Source organism: Stella humosa, from assembly GCF_006738645.1.
Taxonomy (GTDB): Bacteria; Pseudomonadota; Alphaproteobacteria; order ATCC43930; family Allostellaceae; genus Allostella; species Allostella humosa.
In genome coordinates, this window is the sequence record NZ_AP019700.1 from 5,458,869 (window position 1) to 5,474,124 (window position 15,256).

Sequence of the window (15,256 nt, forward strand, 5' to 3'; positions counted from 1 at the left end):
CAGGTCGCAGCACCGGATCGGCCGATCATCCCGTCTGGCGGATACGCTCGGCGGCCTGCAGGTCGACCGAGACGAGCTGCGAAACGCCTCGCTCGACCATGGTGACCCCGAACAGCCGGTCCATCCGCGCCATGGTGATGCGGTGGTGGGTGATGATGAGGAAGCGGGTGCCGGTCAGGCCACCGATGCGCGAGACCAGCGCACAGAAGCGGTCGACGTTGGCGTCGTCCAGTGGCGCATCGACCTCGTCCAGCACGCAGATCGGCGACGGGTTGGTCTGGAACACGGCGAACAGCAGGGCAAGCGCGGTCAGCGCCTGCTCACCGCCCGACAGCAGCGACATCACCTGCAGCTTCTTGCCGGGCGGGCTCGCCATGATCTCCAGCCCGGCTTCCAGCGGGTCCTCGGCATCGGTCATGGCAAGGTGCGCGCGGCCGCCGCCGAACAGGCCGACGAACAGTTCCTGGAAATGGGCGTTCACCTTGTCGAACGAACCCAGCAGGCGCTCGCGCCCTTCCTTGTTGAGGGCGCCGATGCCCTGGCGCAGGCGCTGGATGGCGCCGGTCAGGTCGGCGCGTTCGGCGATCAGGCCCTGGATACGCGTCTCCAGCTCGCTCGCCTCCTGCTCGGCCATCAGGTTGACCGGGCCGATCGACTCGCGCTCGCGCAGCAGGCGCTCCAGGCGGCGCTCGATCTCGGCCGGGTCGGCGGGCGGGGCGTCGGGCGCGATCTCGGCCAGGCCGGGCAGGTCGACCGGGCGGGCGTCGACGCGCTCGCGGATGCGCTCCAGCAGTGCGGCGCGGGCGTGCATGGCCTGCTCGGACGCGGCCTCGGCGCGCACCCGGTCCTCGCGCGCGCCGGCAAGGGCCGCATCGGCCGCCTTGCGCTGGCGCTGGGCCTCGGCATGCTCGGCCTCGGCGGCGGCCAGCACCGTGGCCGCGGCCGTGCGGGCCTCGGCCGCCGCCGCGGTGCGGGCGACGAGACTGGCCCGGTCGCGGGCGATTTCTTCCGGCCGCGAGGCGAGCAGCGCCTCCTCGGCCCGGGCGGCTTCTGCGCGCTCCGCCAGCGTGGCGAGCTGGCCGGCCGAGCCTTCGCTGCGCGTGCGCCAGCCGGCCAGCTCGGTCGCGATGCGGGCCAGGCGCTCGCGCCGGGCGGCGGCTTCGCGCAGCAGCCGGTCGTGGCCGCTCTGCCGCTCCGCCTGCATCAGGCGCAGTTCGGCCAGGCGGCCGCGCAACCGCTCGACCTCGTCCCGGCCGGCGCGCGTGTCGGGAAGGGCCGCCCGCTCGCCGGCGATGGCATCGGCGGCGGCCTGGGCCTCGGCCAGTTCGGCGGCTATCCGTTCCAGGCGGGCGACCGCGGCGGCCAGCCGGCTCGCCGTCTGGGCTGCCTCCCGATCGAGGGCGGCCAGCCGGTCGCGGCTGCGGGCAAAGCCCGAGAGGGCGGCCGACTGGGCGTCGCGGGCGGCCCGCTCGGCCTTCTGGGCCTCGGCACGGGCGGCATCGGCCGCGGCCGATTGCTGGCGCAGGTGCTGGGCCGCGGCGTCGGCATCGGCGAAAAGGCGGCTGACCTCGGCCAGCCGGTTGCGCTGGCTAAGCCGCTGGGTCGCGGCCGACGGCGTGCCCGCGGCAATCGTCACCCCGTCCCAGCGCCACAGGTCGCCCGCCCGGGTGACCAGGCGCTGGCCCGGCAGCAGGTCCGGCGCCAGCCGGGCACCGGCGGCACGGTCGGCGACGATGCCGATCTGGCCCAGGCGACGCGCCAACGCCGGGGGGCCGGACACATGCCGCGACAGGGCCTCGGCCTCTGCTGGCAGGGGGGCCGGGTCGGGATAGGGGGGAAAGGCCGTCCAGCGCGCAGCCCCGATCCCTTCCGCCGGAATCTCGAGGTCATCGCCCAATGCCGCGCCCAGCGCCGCCTCGTAGCCCATGGCAACCGTCATCGCATCGACGATCGGCGGGCCGCCCGGGGTGACGCGCGTCAGCAGGCGCTCGAGCGCGGTCCGCTCGGCATTGAACTCGGTTCGCTTGCCCTCGGCCGCGCGCAGGGCGGTGGCGGCCGACGCCTGGACGGCCTCGGCCTCGGTTCGCGCCGCCTCGGCCTGGGCGGCGCGCTCGCGCAGCGTGGCCACCAGGGCTTCGGCCTCGGCCACCGCCTGGCGGGCCTGCGCCATGTCGGCTTCGGCCACCGCCGAGGCCTGCCACTGGGCATGCTCCCGACTGGCCGCCTCGCTGTCCCGGCGCAGGCGGGCCAAGCGGTCGGCCGCACCGGCGGCCTGCCGTTCCAGGGCGGCGCGGCGGGCATCCTCGGCCGCGGTCCGCTGGGTCGCCTCGGCCAGCCGCCGGTCCTGCTCGGCGACCGCGTCCTTGGTCTCGCGCAGCAGCGTGAGGGCGGCCGCGGCCACCTCGTCCTCGCCGGCGCGAGCCGCCTCCAGTTCCGCCGCCTCGGCATCGAGCCTGCCGACGGCGGCCACCGCGTCGGCCGCAAACCCACGCTCGCGCCGTTCGTCTGCGGCAAGCTGGGTCAGGCGCTGGGCGACCTGCGCGCGGGCGGCCGCGACCCGTGCTTCCTCCGCATCGAGCGCCTGGCGCTGGCCCGACAGTTCGAGCAGAGCCGCGGCGGCCTCGGCCGCACGTTCGCGCAGGTCGGGCAGGGACTGGCCGGACGTCTCCTCGCGCTGGGCGGCCCCTTCGGCCGTGGCCGTGCGCTCGGTGACCGTCCGGATGGCGGCCTCCGTCGCAGCAGAAGTCGCCGAGGCGTTCGCCACGGCTGCTCGCCATTGCCAGTGCAGCAGCAGCGCCTCGGTGCGGCGGATCTGTTCGCCCACCTTGCGATAGCGGGTCGCCTGGCGCGCCTGCTTGCGAAGCTGTTCCAACTGGCCTTCCAGCGTCGTGATGACGTCGTCGAGCCGCGTCAGGTTCTGCTCGGCCGCGCGCAGGCGGAGTTCCGCCTCGTGCTTGCGCGCATGCAGGCCGGCGATGCCGGCCGCCTCCTCCAGCAGGCCGCGGCGCTCTTCCGGCTTGGCGTTGATGATGGCGCCGACGCGGCCCTGGCTGACCAGGCTGGAGGATTGCGGCCCGGTGCCGAGGTCGGCGAACAGGGTCTGCACGTCGCGCTGGCGCGTCTCGCGCCCGTTCATGCGGTAGGCCGACCCGCCGCCGCGCTCGATGCGGCGGGTGACCTCGATCTCGGGCAGGTCGGCCAGCATGCCCGGCGCCGTGCGCGCGGAATTCTCGAGCAGCACCGTGACTTCGGCCAGGTTGCGCGCCGGCCGTGCCGTCGTGCCGCCGAAGATGATGTCGTCCATCTCACCGCCGCGCATGCGGCGGGCGGAGTTCTCGCCCATCACCCAGCGCAGCGCTTCGACCAGGTTGGACTTGCCGCAGCCGTTGGGACCGACGATGCCGGTCATGCCCGGCTCGATCCAGAGCTCGGTCGGATCGACGAAGGATTTGAAGCCGGCCAGACGCAGTTTCGCGAACTGGACCGCGGCGCGCACGCCGCCGGTCCCGTCCGCGTTCCCGGCCGCCTCTTCGGGCGGGCCGCCGGCGACGCCGCCGTCCGCCATCCGCCGATCAGCCCCCGGGGGAGACCTTCTTGAGGACCCGGTCCAACTCCTCGTAGGAGGCAGCACCGCGGAACAGCTCGCCCTGGATCACGAAGCTGGGCGTCGCCTCGATCTTGTGCTGCTGCTGGCCCTCGAAGGCGCGGGCGAGGATGGCCTTCTGCAGCTCCTCGTTCTTCATGCAGGCGTCAAAACCGTCCTGGGACAGGCCCGACAGCCGCCCCGTGGCCGACAGCGCGGCCAGCGGGTCACGGGCGCGCGACCAGCCCTCCTGGTTCTTGAACAGCACGTCGACGACCGGGAAATAGCGTTCCTGCGGCAGGCAGCGGGCCATCATGGAGGCGCGCAGCGCCAGCCCGTCCAGCGGGAAGTCGCGGAACACCAGCTTGGCCTTGCCGGTGTCGATCCAGTTCTGCTTCAGGCTGGGCAGCGTGTCCTTGTGGAACGCCGCGCAATGCGAGCACGTCAGCGAGGCGTACTCGACGATGGTGATCGGGGCATCCGCCTTGCCGATCACGCGGTCGGCCATCATGGCCTCCAGGGCGGGTGCCTGCGCGCGCGCGGCCACGCCGGGCAAGGCCAGGGCCAGCACCACCACACAGAACCGCACGACTACTGCAAATCGCGGCAATGCCACCTCCGATCCACGATATATGGGGTCGGAATATAGGGGCCGGCCGGGAGCGAAGCAACTGACGGCGGCTTAACGCCGCCCCCCCTTGGCCGAGCGGGCGTTCGCTGCCCGTTCCGTCGCGGCCTGTTCGATGGCGGCCTGCCGGCGCATCGCAGCGCCAAGGTCGGTGAGCGCGGCGTTCAGCGTGGGGCTGGGGCCGCCCTCGATCGCAGGGCCGGGTTCAACGGCCGGCGGGGGCACAGGCGGCGCCGGCCGTGGCGGCATCGGGCCGTGGCGCAGCGTCATGCGGGCGACGGCGCGGAATCCGAAATGGGCGTTGATCCGCTCGACGATGCGGTGGGACAGGTGCTGCACCTCCAGCGCCCAGGCGGATTCCACGCGCAGGTGCAACGTGCCGTCGCGCCGCTGCCCCGTCGGGAAAACCAGGCGCTCGGGCGCGGTGTGGTTGGCCAGCGGCAGGCCGACGATCGTCGGCCATTCGGTCAGGATCGCGGCCACGGCAAAGCCGTAGCGGGCGAAGACGGTGCGCGCGAGCTGCGGCACCATGCGGCCGACCGGCGCCAGGCCGGCGGCACTTCTGGTGTCCTTGGTCATGCGCAAATCCATGGGTGGCTGGGCGTGACGCCAGTATAGTGCCGGCGATGCCGTCTGGCCCTGATCTTCCTGCAATCGATGGCGACGAGGCGGCGGCGATCTCCGGCCGGTTGCTGGCCTGGTACGATCGCTATCGCCGCGTCCTGCCCTGGCGGGTCTTGCCGGGAGCGGTCGCCGACCCCTACCGCGTCTGGGTCAGCGAGGTGATGCTGCAGCAGACGACGGCCGCATCCGTCGCCAACGCCTTCGAGAGGTTCCTCGCCCGGTTCCCGAGCGTGACGGCGCTGGCCGAGGCGCCGCTCGACCGGGTGCTGCACGCCTGGCAGGGCTTCGGCTACTACGCCCGGGCGCGCAACCTGCACCGGGCCGCCGGAATCGTCGCGGCCCAGGGCGGCATCTTTCCCGATAGCGAGGACGGCCTGCGGGCGCTGCCGGGCGTGGGCGCCTACATCGCGGCTGCCGTGGCCGCGATCGCCTTCGGTCGGCCGGCGACGGTGGTCGATGCCAATGTCGAACGGGTGGTGGCGCGCCTGTTCGCCATCCGAACGCCGCTGCCGGCCGCCAAGCCCGCGATCCGGCTGGCCGCCGCCGCCCTGACGCCGCCCGACCGGCCGGGCGACCATGCCCAGGCGATGATGGATCTGGGCGCCACGGTCTGCGTCCCGCGCGGCCCGCGCTGCATGGTCTGTCCCCTGGCCGGCCAGTGCCGCGGCCTGGCGGAGGGGATCGCCGGCGAACTGCCGGCCAAGGCGGCCAAGGCGGCGCGGCCGGTTCGCCACGGGATCGCCTTCTGGCTGGCAGCCGACGACGGCTCGGTGCTGCTGCGGCGCCGGCCCGAGCGGGGGTTGCTGGGCGGGATGACCGGCCTGCCGACGACGGCGTTCCGGGAACGGCCCTGGAGCCTGGCCGAGGCGGCGGCCGAGGCGCCCGTCGCCGGCCCTTGGCAGCCGCTGGCCGGGACGGTGGTCCACGTCTTCACCCATTTCGCCCTGGAACTGACCGTGGCAGCGGGCCGCGTCGCCCGCGCCGATCCCGCACTCGGCCTGTGGGCGACGCCCGACGGGATGCGCGACCATGCCCTGCCGACCTTGATGAAAAAGGCCGTCCGCCACGCGCTGGCCGAGACGGATGTGCGCCGCTAGGCGGGTCCCAGGACCGCGCGCAGACCGGCAGGCAGGCTGCCGTCCCGCCAGCGCAGCTCCAGCGCCTGGAGGGCGGCGACACTTAGCGCGTCGCGGATGCCGCCGGCGCGCACCATGGCGAAGACCTCGCGCAGCGGCAGGCGGCGAAGCTGCAATTGCTCGGTCGGCTCAGGCATGGCCTGGCCTTGGGTCAGGTCCCAGGCCAGGTAGGCAAAGGCCCGTTCGTCGGAGACGGCGTTCGACAGGTCCATCTCGAGGATGGGAGCCCAAGCGCGGGCGACCAGGCCGGTCTCCTCGACCAGCTCGCGCATGGCCGATTCCAGCGGCGGGATGCCGTGCGGACCCCCGCCCTCGGGGATTTCCCAGCTATAGGCACCGAGCGGAAAGCGGAACTGCCCCACCAGCCAGGTGGCGCCGTCGGCATCGACGGGGATCACCCCGATCGCGAGATTCTTGTAGTGGACGGTGCCGTAGACGCCGGGCGTGCCGGCAGGCGTCAGCACGTCGTTGTGCGTGACGCTGATCCAGCGATTCTCGTAGCGCACTTCCGCCTGGCGGATCGTCCAGGGGTTGGACTCGGCCGGATCGGCCGGGGTATCGCTCACTTCTTGCGGAAGGCGTCGAGGGTCACGACCTCGCCGGTGCGGACGGCGGGCTTTTCCGCGTCGCCCTTGTCGGCTTCGCCTGGCGGCTGCTCGGCGGCGGGTACGGGCGTCGGCAGGGAATGCATCTGTGCCTCGGTCCGCGGCTCCGACCTGGACTTCACCTCGAGCTTGGGCTTGGCCGGGGCAGCGGCATCGCCGCGCGCCTCGAACTGCAGCCCGAAGCTGACGGCGGGATCGGCAAAGCCGGTCAGGGCCGGCCACGGAATCACCAGGCGCTCATGGATGTCGCGGAAGCTGAGCGTGACGGCCATCTTGTCGTCGTCGGCCTCCAGCCCCCAGAACTGGTGCTGGATGACGATCGTGATCTCCTCAGGGTACTGCTCCCGCAGATAGTCGGGCAGCTCTACGCCGGGATAGTCGGTACGGAAGCTGATGTAGAAATGGTGGGAGCCGGGAATTCCGCGCTCGGCCGTCCGCTCGATCACCTTGCGCACGACGCCGCGCAGGGCGGCATCCATCAGGGCCGGATAGTTGAAATGGTCCTTCGCCATGCGCTCCGGCTGTCCCCCGCCTCAAGGTTCGTCCGCGGCCCGGTGGGCCTGGCAATCCCTCGCGGGGAGGGTGCCTTGTTCAGTGGGGGGCTTCTGTTGCCCGGTGCCCCCCGAACCGCGCTTACCGGTTAGGCAGCGAGTGCGACCTTGTTGTCATTCGCACTTAGGATGTGACCCGATAACGGCGGTATCATGCCGGGCAAAAGCATCGCCTTTACTACGCACGTCGATCCTGGTTCGCCCCCATCGGTCGGGGCCGCAAGGCCCCGGAAGGAATGGTGGAGGCGCCGGGCACTGCCCCCGGGTCCGTAACGCTTATTCCGCGCACCATTTATCGCCATAGTCGGTTTCCCGACACGCCCAATATAGGCGCTGGGCGCGCCCGGCGCCAGGGGTGGCGTGACGGAGATCGCCTATCGCCTGGCCTTGAGCGCGGCCGCCAGGGTGCCTTCGTCCAGATAGTCGAGCTCGCCGCCGACCGGCACGCCATGGGCCAGGCGCGACACGCGCACGCCCGTCGGCTCCAGCCGCTCGGCCACATAGTGCGCGGTGGTCTGGCCGTCGACGGTGGCGTTGAGGGCCAGCACCACCTCCTCCACCGCCTCGTCCGGGACGCGCGCGGCCAGGCGCCCGATCGACAGGTCCTCCGGCCGCACGCCGTCCAGCGCCGACAGCAGGCCGCCCAGCACGTGGTACTGGCCGCGGAAGGCGCCGGACCGCTCCATAGCCCACAGGTCGGCCACGTCGGCCACGACGCAGATGATCGACCCGTCGCGGCGCGAGTCGGCGCACAGCGAGCAGAGATCGATCGTGTCCAGGTTGCCGCAGCGGCTGCACGGGCGGACCTTGGCCGCCGCGTCGGCCATGGCCGCGGCCAGCGGCTCCATCACCAGGGCGCGACGCTTCAGCAGGAAGAGGGCGGCGCGGCGGGCCGAGCGCGGGCCCAGGCCCGGCAGCTTGGAGAGCAGCAGCACCAGCCGCTCGATCTCCGGTCCACCGGCCATGGCGGGTTTCCGCCCGGCCTCAGAACGGCAGCTTGATCCCGGGCGGCAGCTTCAGGCCGCCGGTCAGCTTGGCCATCTCCTCGGCGGCGTGGGCGTCGACCTTGGCCTTGGCGTCGTTGATCGCGGCCACGATCAGGTCTTCCAGCACCTCGGTCTCCTTGGGCTCCAGGAGTTGCGGGTCGATGCGGATGCGGCGTGCCGCACCCTTGCCGTTCAGCGTCACCTCGACCATCCCGGCGCCCGAACTGCCGGTCGCCTCGATATTGGCCAGGCCGTCCTGCATTTCCTGCATGCGCTGCTGCATCTGCTGCGCCTGGCGCATCATCTCGCCGATATTCTTCATGGAAAGTCCTCTCCGTCGTAGGGGTCGACGTCGTCGTCGGGATAATCCTCGGGCACGAAATCGGGTTCCGGGGGAGGTTCGCCGCCGCGACCACCGACCGGCCGTTCCATGATCGCGGCGGGTGGCGCCGGGGTCGATCCCTCCGGCTGGCGGATGCGCTCGATCTCGGCGCCCGGAAAAGCGTCCAGCACCGCCCGCACCAGCGGGTGTTGGGACAGTTGATCACGCAGGGCCGATTCGGCCTCGGCTGCCTGCTCGCGCAGGGTGGCCTCGCCCGGCTGGTCGGACACGCTGATGACCCAGCGCCGGCCGGTCCATTCCGTCAGCAGCGAGCCCATGCGGTTGGGAATGTCGCGCTGCGCCTGCGGGCGCAGGCGCACCTCGATGCGCCCCACATCGAAGCGCACGAGGTGGACGTCCTGCAGGATCTGCGAATGGAGGATCGCTTCCCGCCGCTCGGTGAAAAGCGCTACGGCGGCAGCAAAGCTGGCCGGCTGCGGCAGCTCGGCGGCCTGGGCCGCGACGACAGGCACGGGGCTGGGCGCCATCGTCGGCAAGGGCCGCGGCCGACCACCCGCCTCCGCCCGCATCCCGCCATTGGCCCCCGGGCCGGCGGGGGCCGGCGCCGGCGGGGCGGCACCATTGCGCTGCTCTTCCAGCAGGCGGACGAGCTGGGCCGGGTCGGGCAGGTTAGCGACATGGGCCAGGCGGATCAGCACCATCTCGGCCGCCTGGCGCGGCACCGGGGCGGTCTGCGTCTCGCCCAGGCCCTTCAGCAGGATCTGCCAGGCGCGGGTCAGCACCGGCACCGACAGCGCCTCGGCCAGCGCGCCGCCTTCCACGCGCTCGATCTCGGGCAGGCTGGCGGCCTCCACCGATTCGGGCGCGGTCTTCAGGCGCGTCACCATGTGGACCACGCCCAGCAAGTCCTGCAGCACGGCCACCGGGTCGGCGCCCGACCGGTAGGCGGCATCGAAGCGGTCGAGCGCGTCGGCCACCGCCCCCTTCATCACTGCGGCGAAGAGCGCGAAGATCTGGCCGCGATCGGCCAGGCCCAGCATGTCGCGCACGCGGGCGGCCTCGACCGGCCCGTCGCCCAGCGCGATCGCCTGGTCGAGGAGCGACAGGCCGTCGCGCACCGAGCCGTCGGCCGCGCGCGAGATCAGGCGCAACGCCTCGTCCTCGGCCGCCACGCCTTCCTCGCCGGCGATGCGGCGGAAATGCTCGAACAGGCGGTCGGCCTCGATCCGCCGCAGGTCGAAGCGCTGGCAGCGCGACAGGATGGTGATCGGGACCTTGCGGATCTCGGTCGTGGCGAAGACGAACTTCACGTGCGACGGCGGCTCCTCCAGCGTCTTCAGCAGCGCATTGAACGCCGCCCCCGACAGCATGTGGACCTCGTCGATGATGTAGATCTTGTAGCGTGCCTGGACCGGCAGGTAGCGCACGCCGTCGATCAGCTCGCGCATGTCGCCGACGCCGGTGCGGGACGCGGCGTCCATCTCCAGCACGTCGACATGCCGGTCCTCGGCGATCGCCGTGCAGTTGGCGCAGACGCCGCAGGGGTCGATGGTCGGCCCGCCCTTGCCGTCCACGCCGATGCAATTGAGCGCGCGCGCGATGATGCGGGCGGTGGTCGTCTTGCCCACCCCACGGACGCCGGTCAGCATGTAGGCATGGGCGATGCGGCCGGTGCGCAGCGCATTGCCCAGCGTACGCACCAGCGCCTCCTGGCCGATCAGGTCGGCAAAGCGGGCGGGGCGATACTTCCGGGCGAGGACGCGATAGGGCTGGAGGGGGGCGGTCGGATCGGTCATGGCGCCGGCGGCCGGCTCGAGCCCCTGGTTGGCGGATGCGCAGAAGGTGGGAGGCTGAACGAACGACCCGAACCGGAACTCGTTACGGCTGCTTCCTTCCGGACCTGACCGGGTTGGCGAGGGATTCGTCCGCCGCCAGCCTCCCGGGGGCACTATATCAGGCCGGACGGCCGCGGGGGCAAGAGGAGTCCGCCTGTTCGATTATTGCGCACCATCAGGAAACAATCAGTCTCCAGATGAGCAGATTATCGCGCCGGGGCTACGGGTCTACCTTCTGGTCATGGCAACGGGCAATGGCCCGCCGCACCGACCGGAGACCAAGGAGAAGACCATGACCAACCTTCGCACGCTGACCGCCGCCGCCCTGATCGCCATTGCCGCCGCCGCTTCGCCGCTGGCCGCGTCGGGTCTGGACGAGGGCAAGTTCGGCCGCAACCTCGATGACGGCAAGTACGGCCAGAGCATCGACGAGGGCAAGTACGGCCGCAACCTCGACGAGGGCAAGTTCGGCGCGGTCGCGTTCCAGGGACGCTGATCGAACAGGGTGTCGACCGAACGAAGCAAGGCGGTGCGCGGCGCGCACCGCCTTTCGCCGGTTCAGCCGGCCGGCATACGCAGTTTCTCCAGGGCCGATATCAGCCGGCCCGCCGTGCCCTCGACATGGGCCCGGCAGAGGCGCCCGACCTCCGTCGCGTCGCCGGCGCGATAGGCGTCCAGGATCAGCCAGTGTTCCGGCTGGGCACGCCCCAGCGAGCCGGCGACGGCAGCCGTCATCCGGGCATAGCGGTCGACCGAGCCCCGGAGCGTCGCCATCAGGCGGATCAGGCGGGGGCGCGCACATGGCGCGAACAGCCGTTCATGGAAGGCGAGGTTGCGCTCGGCAAAATCCGACAGTGCGATGCCACCATCGGCGTCGAGGGTGTCGATCTCCTCCAGGATCGCGGTCAGGGCGGCTACGTCCTCCTGGGTGCGGCGCTGGGTTGCCAGAAAGCCCGCCCGCTCTTCCAGCATGGCGCGGATATCGCATAGGTCGACGATCTCGTCGGCGTCGAGGTCGGTCACGATGTAGCCGCGCCGCGGCCGCAGGACCGCCAGCCCGTCGGCCTCAAGCCGGGCCAGCGCCTCGCGCACGGGCAACCGGCTGATCGCCAGGCGGGTGGCGATATCCTCCTGCCGCAATGGCGCCCCGGGCGGCAGCGCGCCCGACAGGATTTCCGCCTGGAGATGGGCATAGGCGAGATCCGGCAGGCTGGGGATCGCCGCGCCGGGACCTGGAGCGCGTGCTGGGCGCAAGGTCATTTTTCCTCCCTTGAATATTGTATCCAATCCTATAGGCTCGCCCGCATCCTATTTCCAGAGGAGCGGAAGCATGATGCCCAAGGCAAGCGCATCGGGAGGCCGGCCACGGCTCGCCCGCACCCTCACCGCCGCCGCCGGCCTCATCGCGGGCGCGGCCGCCATGGCCACAATCGGGCTGTCGTCACCGGCGGTCGCCCAAGGCAAGACGCTGCGCTGGGCGCACAGCAACGACGCCACGACCATGGACCCCTACGGGGCCTATATCCCGGTCAACGCGTCCCTCCTCAACAACATCTATGAGCCACTGGTCCGCTACGACCGCCAGTACCGATTCGAGCCGTCGCTGGCGACCGAATGGACCATGCTGGCGCCCGACCGCTGGCGCTTCGTGCTCCGCCGCGGCGTCAAGTTCCATGACGGCAACCCCTTCACAGCCGAGGACGTGGTCGCCTCGCTGCAGCGCGCCAGCGACCCGAACTCCCCCTATCGGCCGGCGACGCAGATGATCAAGGAGGTGGTCGCAATCGACGACCACACGGTCGAGATCGTCTTGCAGGGCCCTTATCCGATCATCCTGAACGACCTGGCCGGCGTCTACATCATGGACCGGCAGTGGCTGGAGAAGAACGACACCCTGCGGGCGGTGAACCCGGCCAAGGGCGAGGAATCCTTCGCCACCCGCAACACCAACGGCACCGGGCCGTTCCGCCTCGTCTCGCGTCGCCCCGACGTCGAGACGGTGATGGAGGCCAATCCCGACTGGTGGGACAAGCCCGAGCACAATATCGAGAAGATCGTCTACCGGCCGCTCGGCGCCGACGCCACCCGGGTGGCGGCCTTGCTGTCGGGCGAGGTCGACCTGGTGACGCCGATCGCCGTGCAGGACGTCGACCGCATCCGCCGCAGCCAGGACCTGAAGGTCATCGAGATCCCCGACCTGAAAGTGGCGCTGTTCGGCCTCAACATCGGCGCGGCCGAGCTGAACGACAGCGACGTGAAGGGCCGCAACCCGCTGGGCGACGTCCGCGTCCGCCAGGCGCTCTACCAGGCGGTCGATCGGGACGCGATCACCAGGCGCTTGCTGCGCGGCCTGACCGTGCCGACCCACGCCCTCGTCGCCTCGGAAATCCAGGGCTACGCGCCCGAGATCGCGGCCGAGCCGGCCCCCTTCGACCCCGACGCCGCCAAGCGCCTGCTGGCCGAGGCCGGCTATCCCGACGGCTTCCGCGTCGGCTTCGACTGCCCGACCGAGCGCTTCGTGAATGGCGAGCAGGTCTGCCAGGCCGTCGTCGGCATGTGGGCGCGCATCGGCGTGAAGGCCGCGTTCCAGACCCATCCCTATGCGCCCTACCTGAAGAAGGTGCTGAACGGGCAGGCCGACATCTACATCCTGGGCTGGGCGAATACCCCGCAGCTCGACGCCTTCTCGATCCTCAACAACGTCTTCCACACCAAGGCGCCGCGCAGCGGCACCTGGAACCCCGGCAAGTACGGCAACCCCAAGGTCGATGCGCTGATCGACCAGATCGGCGTCGAGGTCGACCCGGCCAAGCGCCAGGGCCTGATGAAGGATGCGTTCCTGGCGATCAAGGCCGACTATGCCGCCCTGCCGCTCTACCGCGAGCCGCTGGTCCTGGGCGCGCGGCGCAACGTCGAGATGTGGGCGGCACCCGACGCCAAGGTCCGCGTCTGGCTCACGCGGATGAACTGAGGCCCGATGACCGGAGGACCTGCCCGATGACCCGCTGGATCGTCGCCTGCATCAGCCACGAGACCAACAGCTTCTCGCCGGTCCCCACCACGCTCGACAAGTTCGGCGTCGGCGCGGGGCCGTTCTACGGCCGCGAGGCCTATGACAACTTCCGCCGGGCGCGCATCCCCATGGGCGCCTTCCTCGACCGGGCCGAGGCGCGCGGGGTCGAGGTGGTGACGCCGATCGTCGCCCGTTGCAGCCCGAGCGGCCCGGTCGACGACGCTGCGTTCGAGGCGATCGTGGCCCCGCTGGTGGAGGCGGCGAAGGCGGGTGCCGACGCCCTCTTCCTCGACCTGCACGGGGCGATGATCACCGACCGCTACGACGATGGTGATGGCGAGCTGCTGGCGCGGGTACGGGCGGCCGCCCCCGGCATGCCGATCTGCCTGGCGCTCGACCTGCACGCCAACATCAGCCCGGCGATGATGGCCGCGGTCGATGTCGCGGTCGGCTACCAGACCTTTCCCCATATCGACATGTACGAGACGGGCGAGCGGGCGGCCGACATCATGCTGGCCCGCATGGACGGCCGCTCGCAGCCCGAGATCGTCTGGGGCAGTGCCCCCATCCTGCCGCTCGGCATCCGCACCAACACCAGCCAGGAGCCGCTGCGCACCCTGGTCGCGATGGCCAAGGAGGCGGAGTCCGAACCCGGCATCCTGACCGTCAGCGTCTTCAGCGGCTTCTGGCTCGGCGATTCGCCCGACACCGCGCTGTCGGTCGTGATCATGGCCGAGGCCGGCCAGCGCGCCCGGGCCGAGGCGGTGCGCGACCGCATCCTGGCCGCCGGCTGGGCACAGCGCGCCGACTTCGACTTCCATTCCGAGCCGCTGGCCGATTCGATCGCCCTTGCCAAGGCGCTGGCCGACCGGCCGGGCTCCGGCCCGGTGGTCCTGGTCGACCATGCCGACAACTGCAATTCCGGCGGCGTCTGCGATTCGATGACGGTGATCGGGGCGGCGATCGAGCAGGGGTTGACCGGCATTGCGGCGGCACCCCTGTGCGATCCGGAGGCGGCCGCGATCCTGGTCGCGGCCGGCGTCGGCGCCACCGTGACGGTGGAGCTGGGCGAGAAGATGCCGGCCGCCGCCCTGGCCGAGCATGGCCGGCCGCTGCGCCTGACCGGGGTGGTGCGCGCCGTCTCCGACGGGCAGTTCGTGGTCGAGGGGCCCGTCTATACCGGGACCCGGATCAACCTCGGCCCGACCGTTGCCTTCGACGTCGGGCCGGCCACCATCGTCGTCTCCTCCCGTCGCACCGAGCCCTACGACCATGGCGTGTTCCGGACCGTGGGGATCGACCCCGCGGCCCAGCGCTTCCTGGTCGTCAAGTCCAAGACCCAGTTCCGCCCGACCTACGAGCCGATTGCCAAGGGCATCGTCTATTGCGCGGGCATCGGGGTCGCCACCTCCGACCTGTCGCTCTTCCGGTTCCAGCGGTTGCGTCGGCCGATCTATCCGGTCGACCGCGACGCCGCCTGGGACGGCACCGCCCACACCGGTGCCTGACCGTTCAATCGCCGTTCCCGTCACCCCCACCGACCGGAGTTGCCCGATGACCGAGACCGTGCATGTCGACGAAGCCCTGATGCAGGAGATCCACGACGCCTTCAACGCCCGCGATGTCGACTGGATCTGCCGCCTGTTCACCGAGGACGGGGTATTCGCCACCGCGCGCGGACCGCATGCCTATGGCGAGCGCTATGTCGGCCGCGAGGCGATCGGCCGCTTCCTGACCGAGCGTTTCGCCAACATCCCGGACATGGCCTGGAAGCACCAGTATCGCTGGTTCCACGGCACGCGCGCCGTCTCATACTGGAGCGTCACCGGCAAGGACGCCCGCGGCGAGACGCTGGAGCTGGACGGCTGCGACCTCTACGAGTTCGAGAACCGCCGCATCAAGTACAAGGACACGCTGTGGAAGCAGCGCACCTGATCGGGCTCCGGGGCGGG

At 71.4% G+C, this 15,256-nt stretch carries 14 protein-coding genes and 2 other RNA genes; 5 read left to right on the forward strand and 11 right to left on the reverse strand.

Annotated elements, in window-relative coordinates; all coding sequences use genetic code 11:
- Positions 1-25: 25 nt before the first annotated feature.
- From STVA_RS25665 to STVA_RS25675, 3 genes are all read right to left on the reverse strand, one after another.
- The gene (locus tag STVA_RS25665) at positions 26-3,565 is read right to left on the reverse strand and encodes an AAA family ATPase (protein ID WP_123690708.1); all 3,540 of its coding nucleotides are present in this window, start codon (positions 3,563-3,565) and stop codon (positions 26-28) included.
- Positions 3,566-3,572: 7 nt separating this feature from the next.
- Positions 3,573-4,172 carry a DsbA family protein gene (locus STVA_RS25670; RefSeq protein WP_246782845.1) on the reverse strand — a complete coding sequence of 200 codons (600 nt, stop codon included), beginning with the start codon at positions 4,170-4,172 and terminating at the stop codon, positions 3,573-3,575.
- A gap of 93 nt (positions 4,173-4,265) precedes the next feature.
- Positions 4,266-4,790, reverse strand: a complete 525-nt coding sequence (locus STVA_RS25675; protein WP_170216517.1) for a DUF721 domain-containing protein — start codon at positions 4,788-4,790, stop codon at positions 4,266-4,268.
- A 47-nt stretch (positions 4,791-4,837) separates the two neighbouring features.
- Here STVA_RS25675 and mutY point away from each other — a divergent pair, with 47 nt between their 5' ends.
- Positions 4,838-5,932: an A/G-specific adenine glycosylase gene (gene mutY / locus STVA_RS25680; protein WP_123691344.1), complete on the forward strand. Its 1,095-nt coding sequence runs from the start codon at positions 4,838-4,840 to the stop codon at positions 5,930-5,932.
- Here mutY and STVA_RS25685 read toward each other — a convergent pair.
- The 7 genes from STVA_RS25685 to ffs form a co-directional block, all read right to left on the reverse strand.
- Complete coding sequence (locus STVA_RS25685; protein WP_123690704.1) at positions 5,929-6,537, reverse strand: NUDIX domain-containing protein; 609 nt, start codon at positions 6,535-6,537, stop codon at positions 5,929-5,931. The genes mutY and STVA_RS25685 overlap by 4 nt on opposite strands.
- Positions 6,534-7,088 (reverse strand): SspB family protein, encoded by a 555-nt coding sequence (locus STVA_RS25690; protein WP_123690702.1) that lies wholly within the window; start codon positions 7,086-7,088, stop codon positions 6,534-6,536. The genes STVA_RS25685 and STVA_RS25690 overlap by 4 nt, the downstream gene beginning before the upstream one ends.
- A gap of 81 nt (positions 7,089-7,169) precedes the next feature.
- Positions 7,170-7,483: a transfer-messenger RNA gene (ssrA, locus tag STVA_RS25695) on the reverse strand.
- Positions 7,484-7,501: 18 nt separating this feature from the next.
- Positions 7,502-8,092: a recombination mediator RecR gene (gene recR / locus STVA_RS25700; protein WP_123690700.1), complete on the reverse strand. Its 591-nt coding sequence runs from the start codon at positions 8,090-8,092 to the stop codon at positions 7,502-7,504.
- 19 nt (positions 8,093-8,111) lie between these two features.
- Positions 8,112-8,435, reverse strand: coding sequence for a YbaB/EbfC family nucleoid-associated protein (locus STVA_RS25705; protein ID WP_123690698.1), 324 nt, complete (start codon positions 8,433-8,435; stop codon positions 8,112-8,114).
- Positions 8,432-10,252: a DNA polymerase III subunit gamma/tau gene (locus STVA_RS25710; RefSeq protein WP_123690697.1), complete on the reverse strand. Its 1,821-nt coding sequence runs from the start codon at positions 10,250-10,252 to the stop codon at positions 8,432-8,434. Before STVA_RS25710 ends, STVA_RS25705 begins: the two co-directional genes overlap by 4 nt.
- Before the next feature lie 46 nt (positions 10,253-10,298).
- An RNA gene (gene ffs / locus STVA_RS25715) (signal recognition particle sRNA small type) lies at positions 10,299-10,396 on the reverse strand.
- Between the two features lie 187 nt (positions 10,397-10,583).
- On the opposite strand from ffs, the gene STVA_RS25720 reads away from it, so the two are divergent.
- On the forward strand, positions 10,584-10,787 hold the full coding sequence (locus STVA_RS25720) for a hypothetical protein (protein ID WP_142235889.1): 204 nt from the start codon (positions 10,584-10,586) through the stop codon (positions 10,785-10,787).
- A gap of 62 nt (positions 10,788-10,849) precedes the next feature.
- Here the strand turns inward: STVA_RS25720 and STVA_RS25725 are convergent, their stop codons facing one another.
- Complete coding sequence (locus STVA_RS25725; RefSeq protein WP_123690693.1) at positions 10,850-11,551, reverse strand: GntR family transcriptional regulator; 702 nt, start codon at positions 11,549-11,551, stop codon at positions 10,850-10,852.
- Positions 11,552-11,621: 70 nt separating this feature from the next.
- On the opposite strand from STVA_RS25725, the gene STVA_RS25730 reads away from it, so the two are divergent.
- Genes STVA_RS25730 through STVA_RS25740 form a run of 3 tightly spaced genes read left to right on the forward strand, consistent with a single transcriptional unit; the run spans position 11,622 to position 15,239 of the window.
- Complete coding sequence (locus tag STVA_RS25730) at positions 11,622-13,262, forward strand: ABC transporter substrate-binding protein (RefSeq protein ID WP_123690691.1); 1,641 nt, start codon at positions 11,622-11,624, stop codon at positions 13,260-13,262.
- A gap of 26 nt (positions 13,263-13,288) precedes the next feature.
- A complete protein-coding gene (locus STVA_RS25735) occupies positions 13,289-14,812 on the forward strand; it encodes a M81 family metallopeptidase (RefSeq protein WP_123690690.1) in 1,524 nt (507 codons plus the stop codon).
- Between the two features lie 46 nt (positions 14,813-14,858).
- Positions 14,859-15,239, forward strand: coding sequence for a nuclear transport factor 2 family protein (locus STVA_RS25740; RefSeq protein ID WP_123690688.1), 381 nt, complete (start codon positions 14,859-14,861; stop codon positions 15,237-15,239).
- The last annotated feature ends 17 nt before the right edge of the window (positions 15,240-15,256 follow it).

Bases quoted from the DNA above. Each gene is read 5' to 3' on its own strand.
- STVA_RS25665 (WP_123690708.1), bottom strand. From the start codon at position 3,565: ATGGCGGACGGCGGCGTCGCCGGCGGCCCGCCCGAAGAGGCGGCCGGG.
- STVA_RS25675 (WP_170216517.1), bottom strand. From the start codon at position 4,790: ATGACCAAGGACACCAGAAGTGCCGCCGGCCTGGCGCCGGTCGGCCGC.
- mutY (WP_123691344.1), top strand. From the start codon at position 4,838: ATGCCGTCTGGCCCTGATCTTCCTGCAATCGATGGCGACGAGGCGGCG.
- STVA_RS25690 (WP_123690702.1), bottom strand. From the start codon at position 7,088: ATGGCGAAGGACCATTTCAACTATCCGGCCCTGATGGATGCCGCCCTG.
- recR (WP_123690700.1), bottom strand. From the start codon at position 8,092: ATGGCCGGTGGACCGGAGATCGAGCGGCTGGTGCTGCTGCTCTCCAAG.
- STVA_RS25705 (WP_123690698.1), bottom strand. From the start codon at position 8,435: ATGAAGAATATCGGCGAGATGATGCGCCAGGCGCAGCAGATGCAGCAG.
- STVA_RS25710 (WP_123690697.1), bottom strand. From the start codon at position 10,252: ATGACCGATCCGACCGCCCCCCTCCAGCCCTATCGCGTCCTCGCCCGG.
- STVA_RS25720 (WP_142235889.1), top strand. From the start codon at position 10,584: ATGACCAACCTTCGCACGCTGACCGCCGCCGCCCTGATCGCCATTGCC.
- STVA_RS25725 (WP_123690693.1), bottom strand. From the start codon at position 11,551: ATGACCTTGCGCCCAGCACGCGCTCCAGGTCCCGGCGCGGCGATCCCC.
- STVA_RS25730 (WP_123690691.1), top strand. From the start codon at position 11,622: ATGATGCCCAAGGCAAGCGCATCGGGAGGCCGGCCACGGCTCGCCCGC.
- STVA_RS25735 (WP_123690690.1), top strand. From the start codon at position 13,289: ATGACCCGCTGGATCGTCGCCTGCATCAGCCACGAGACCAACAGCTTC.
- STVA_RS25740 (WP_123690688.1), top strand. From the start codon at position 14,859: ATGACCGAGACCGTGCATGTCGACGAAGCCCTGATGCAGGAGATCCAC.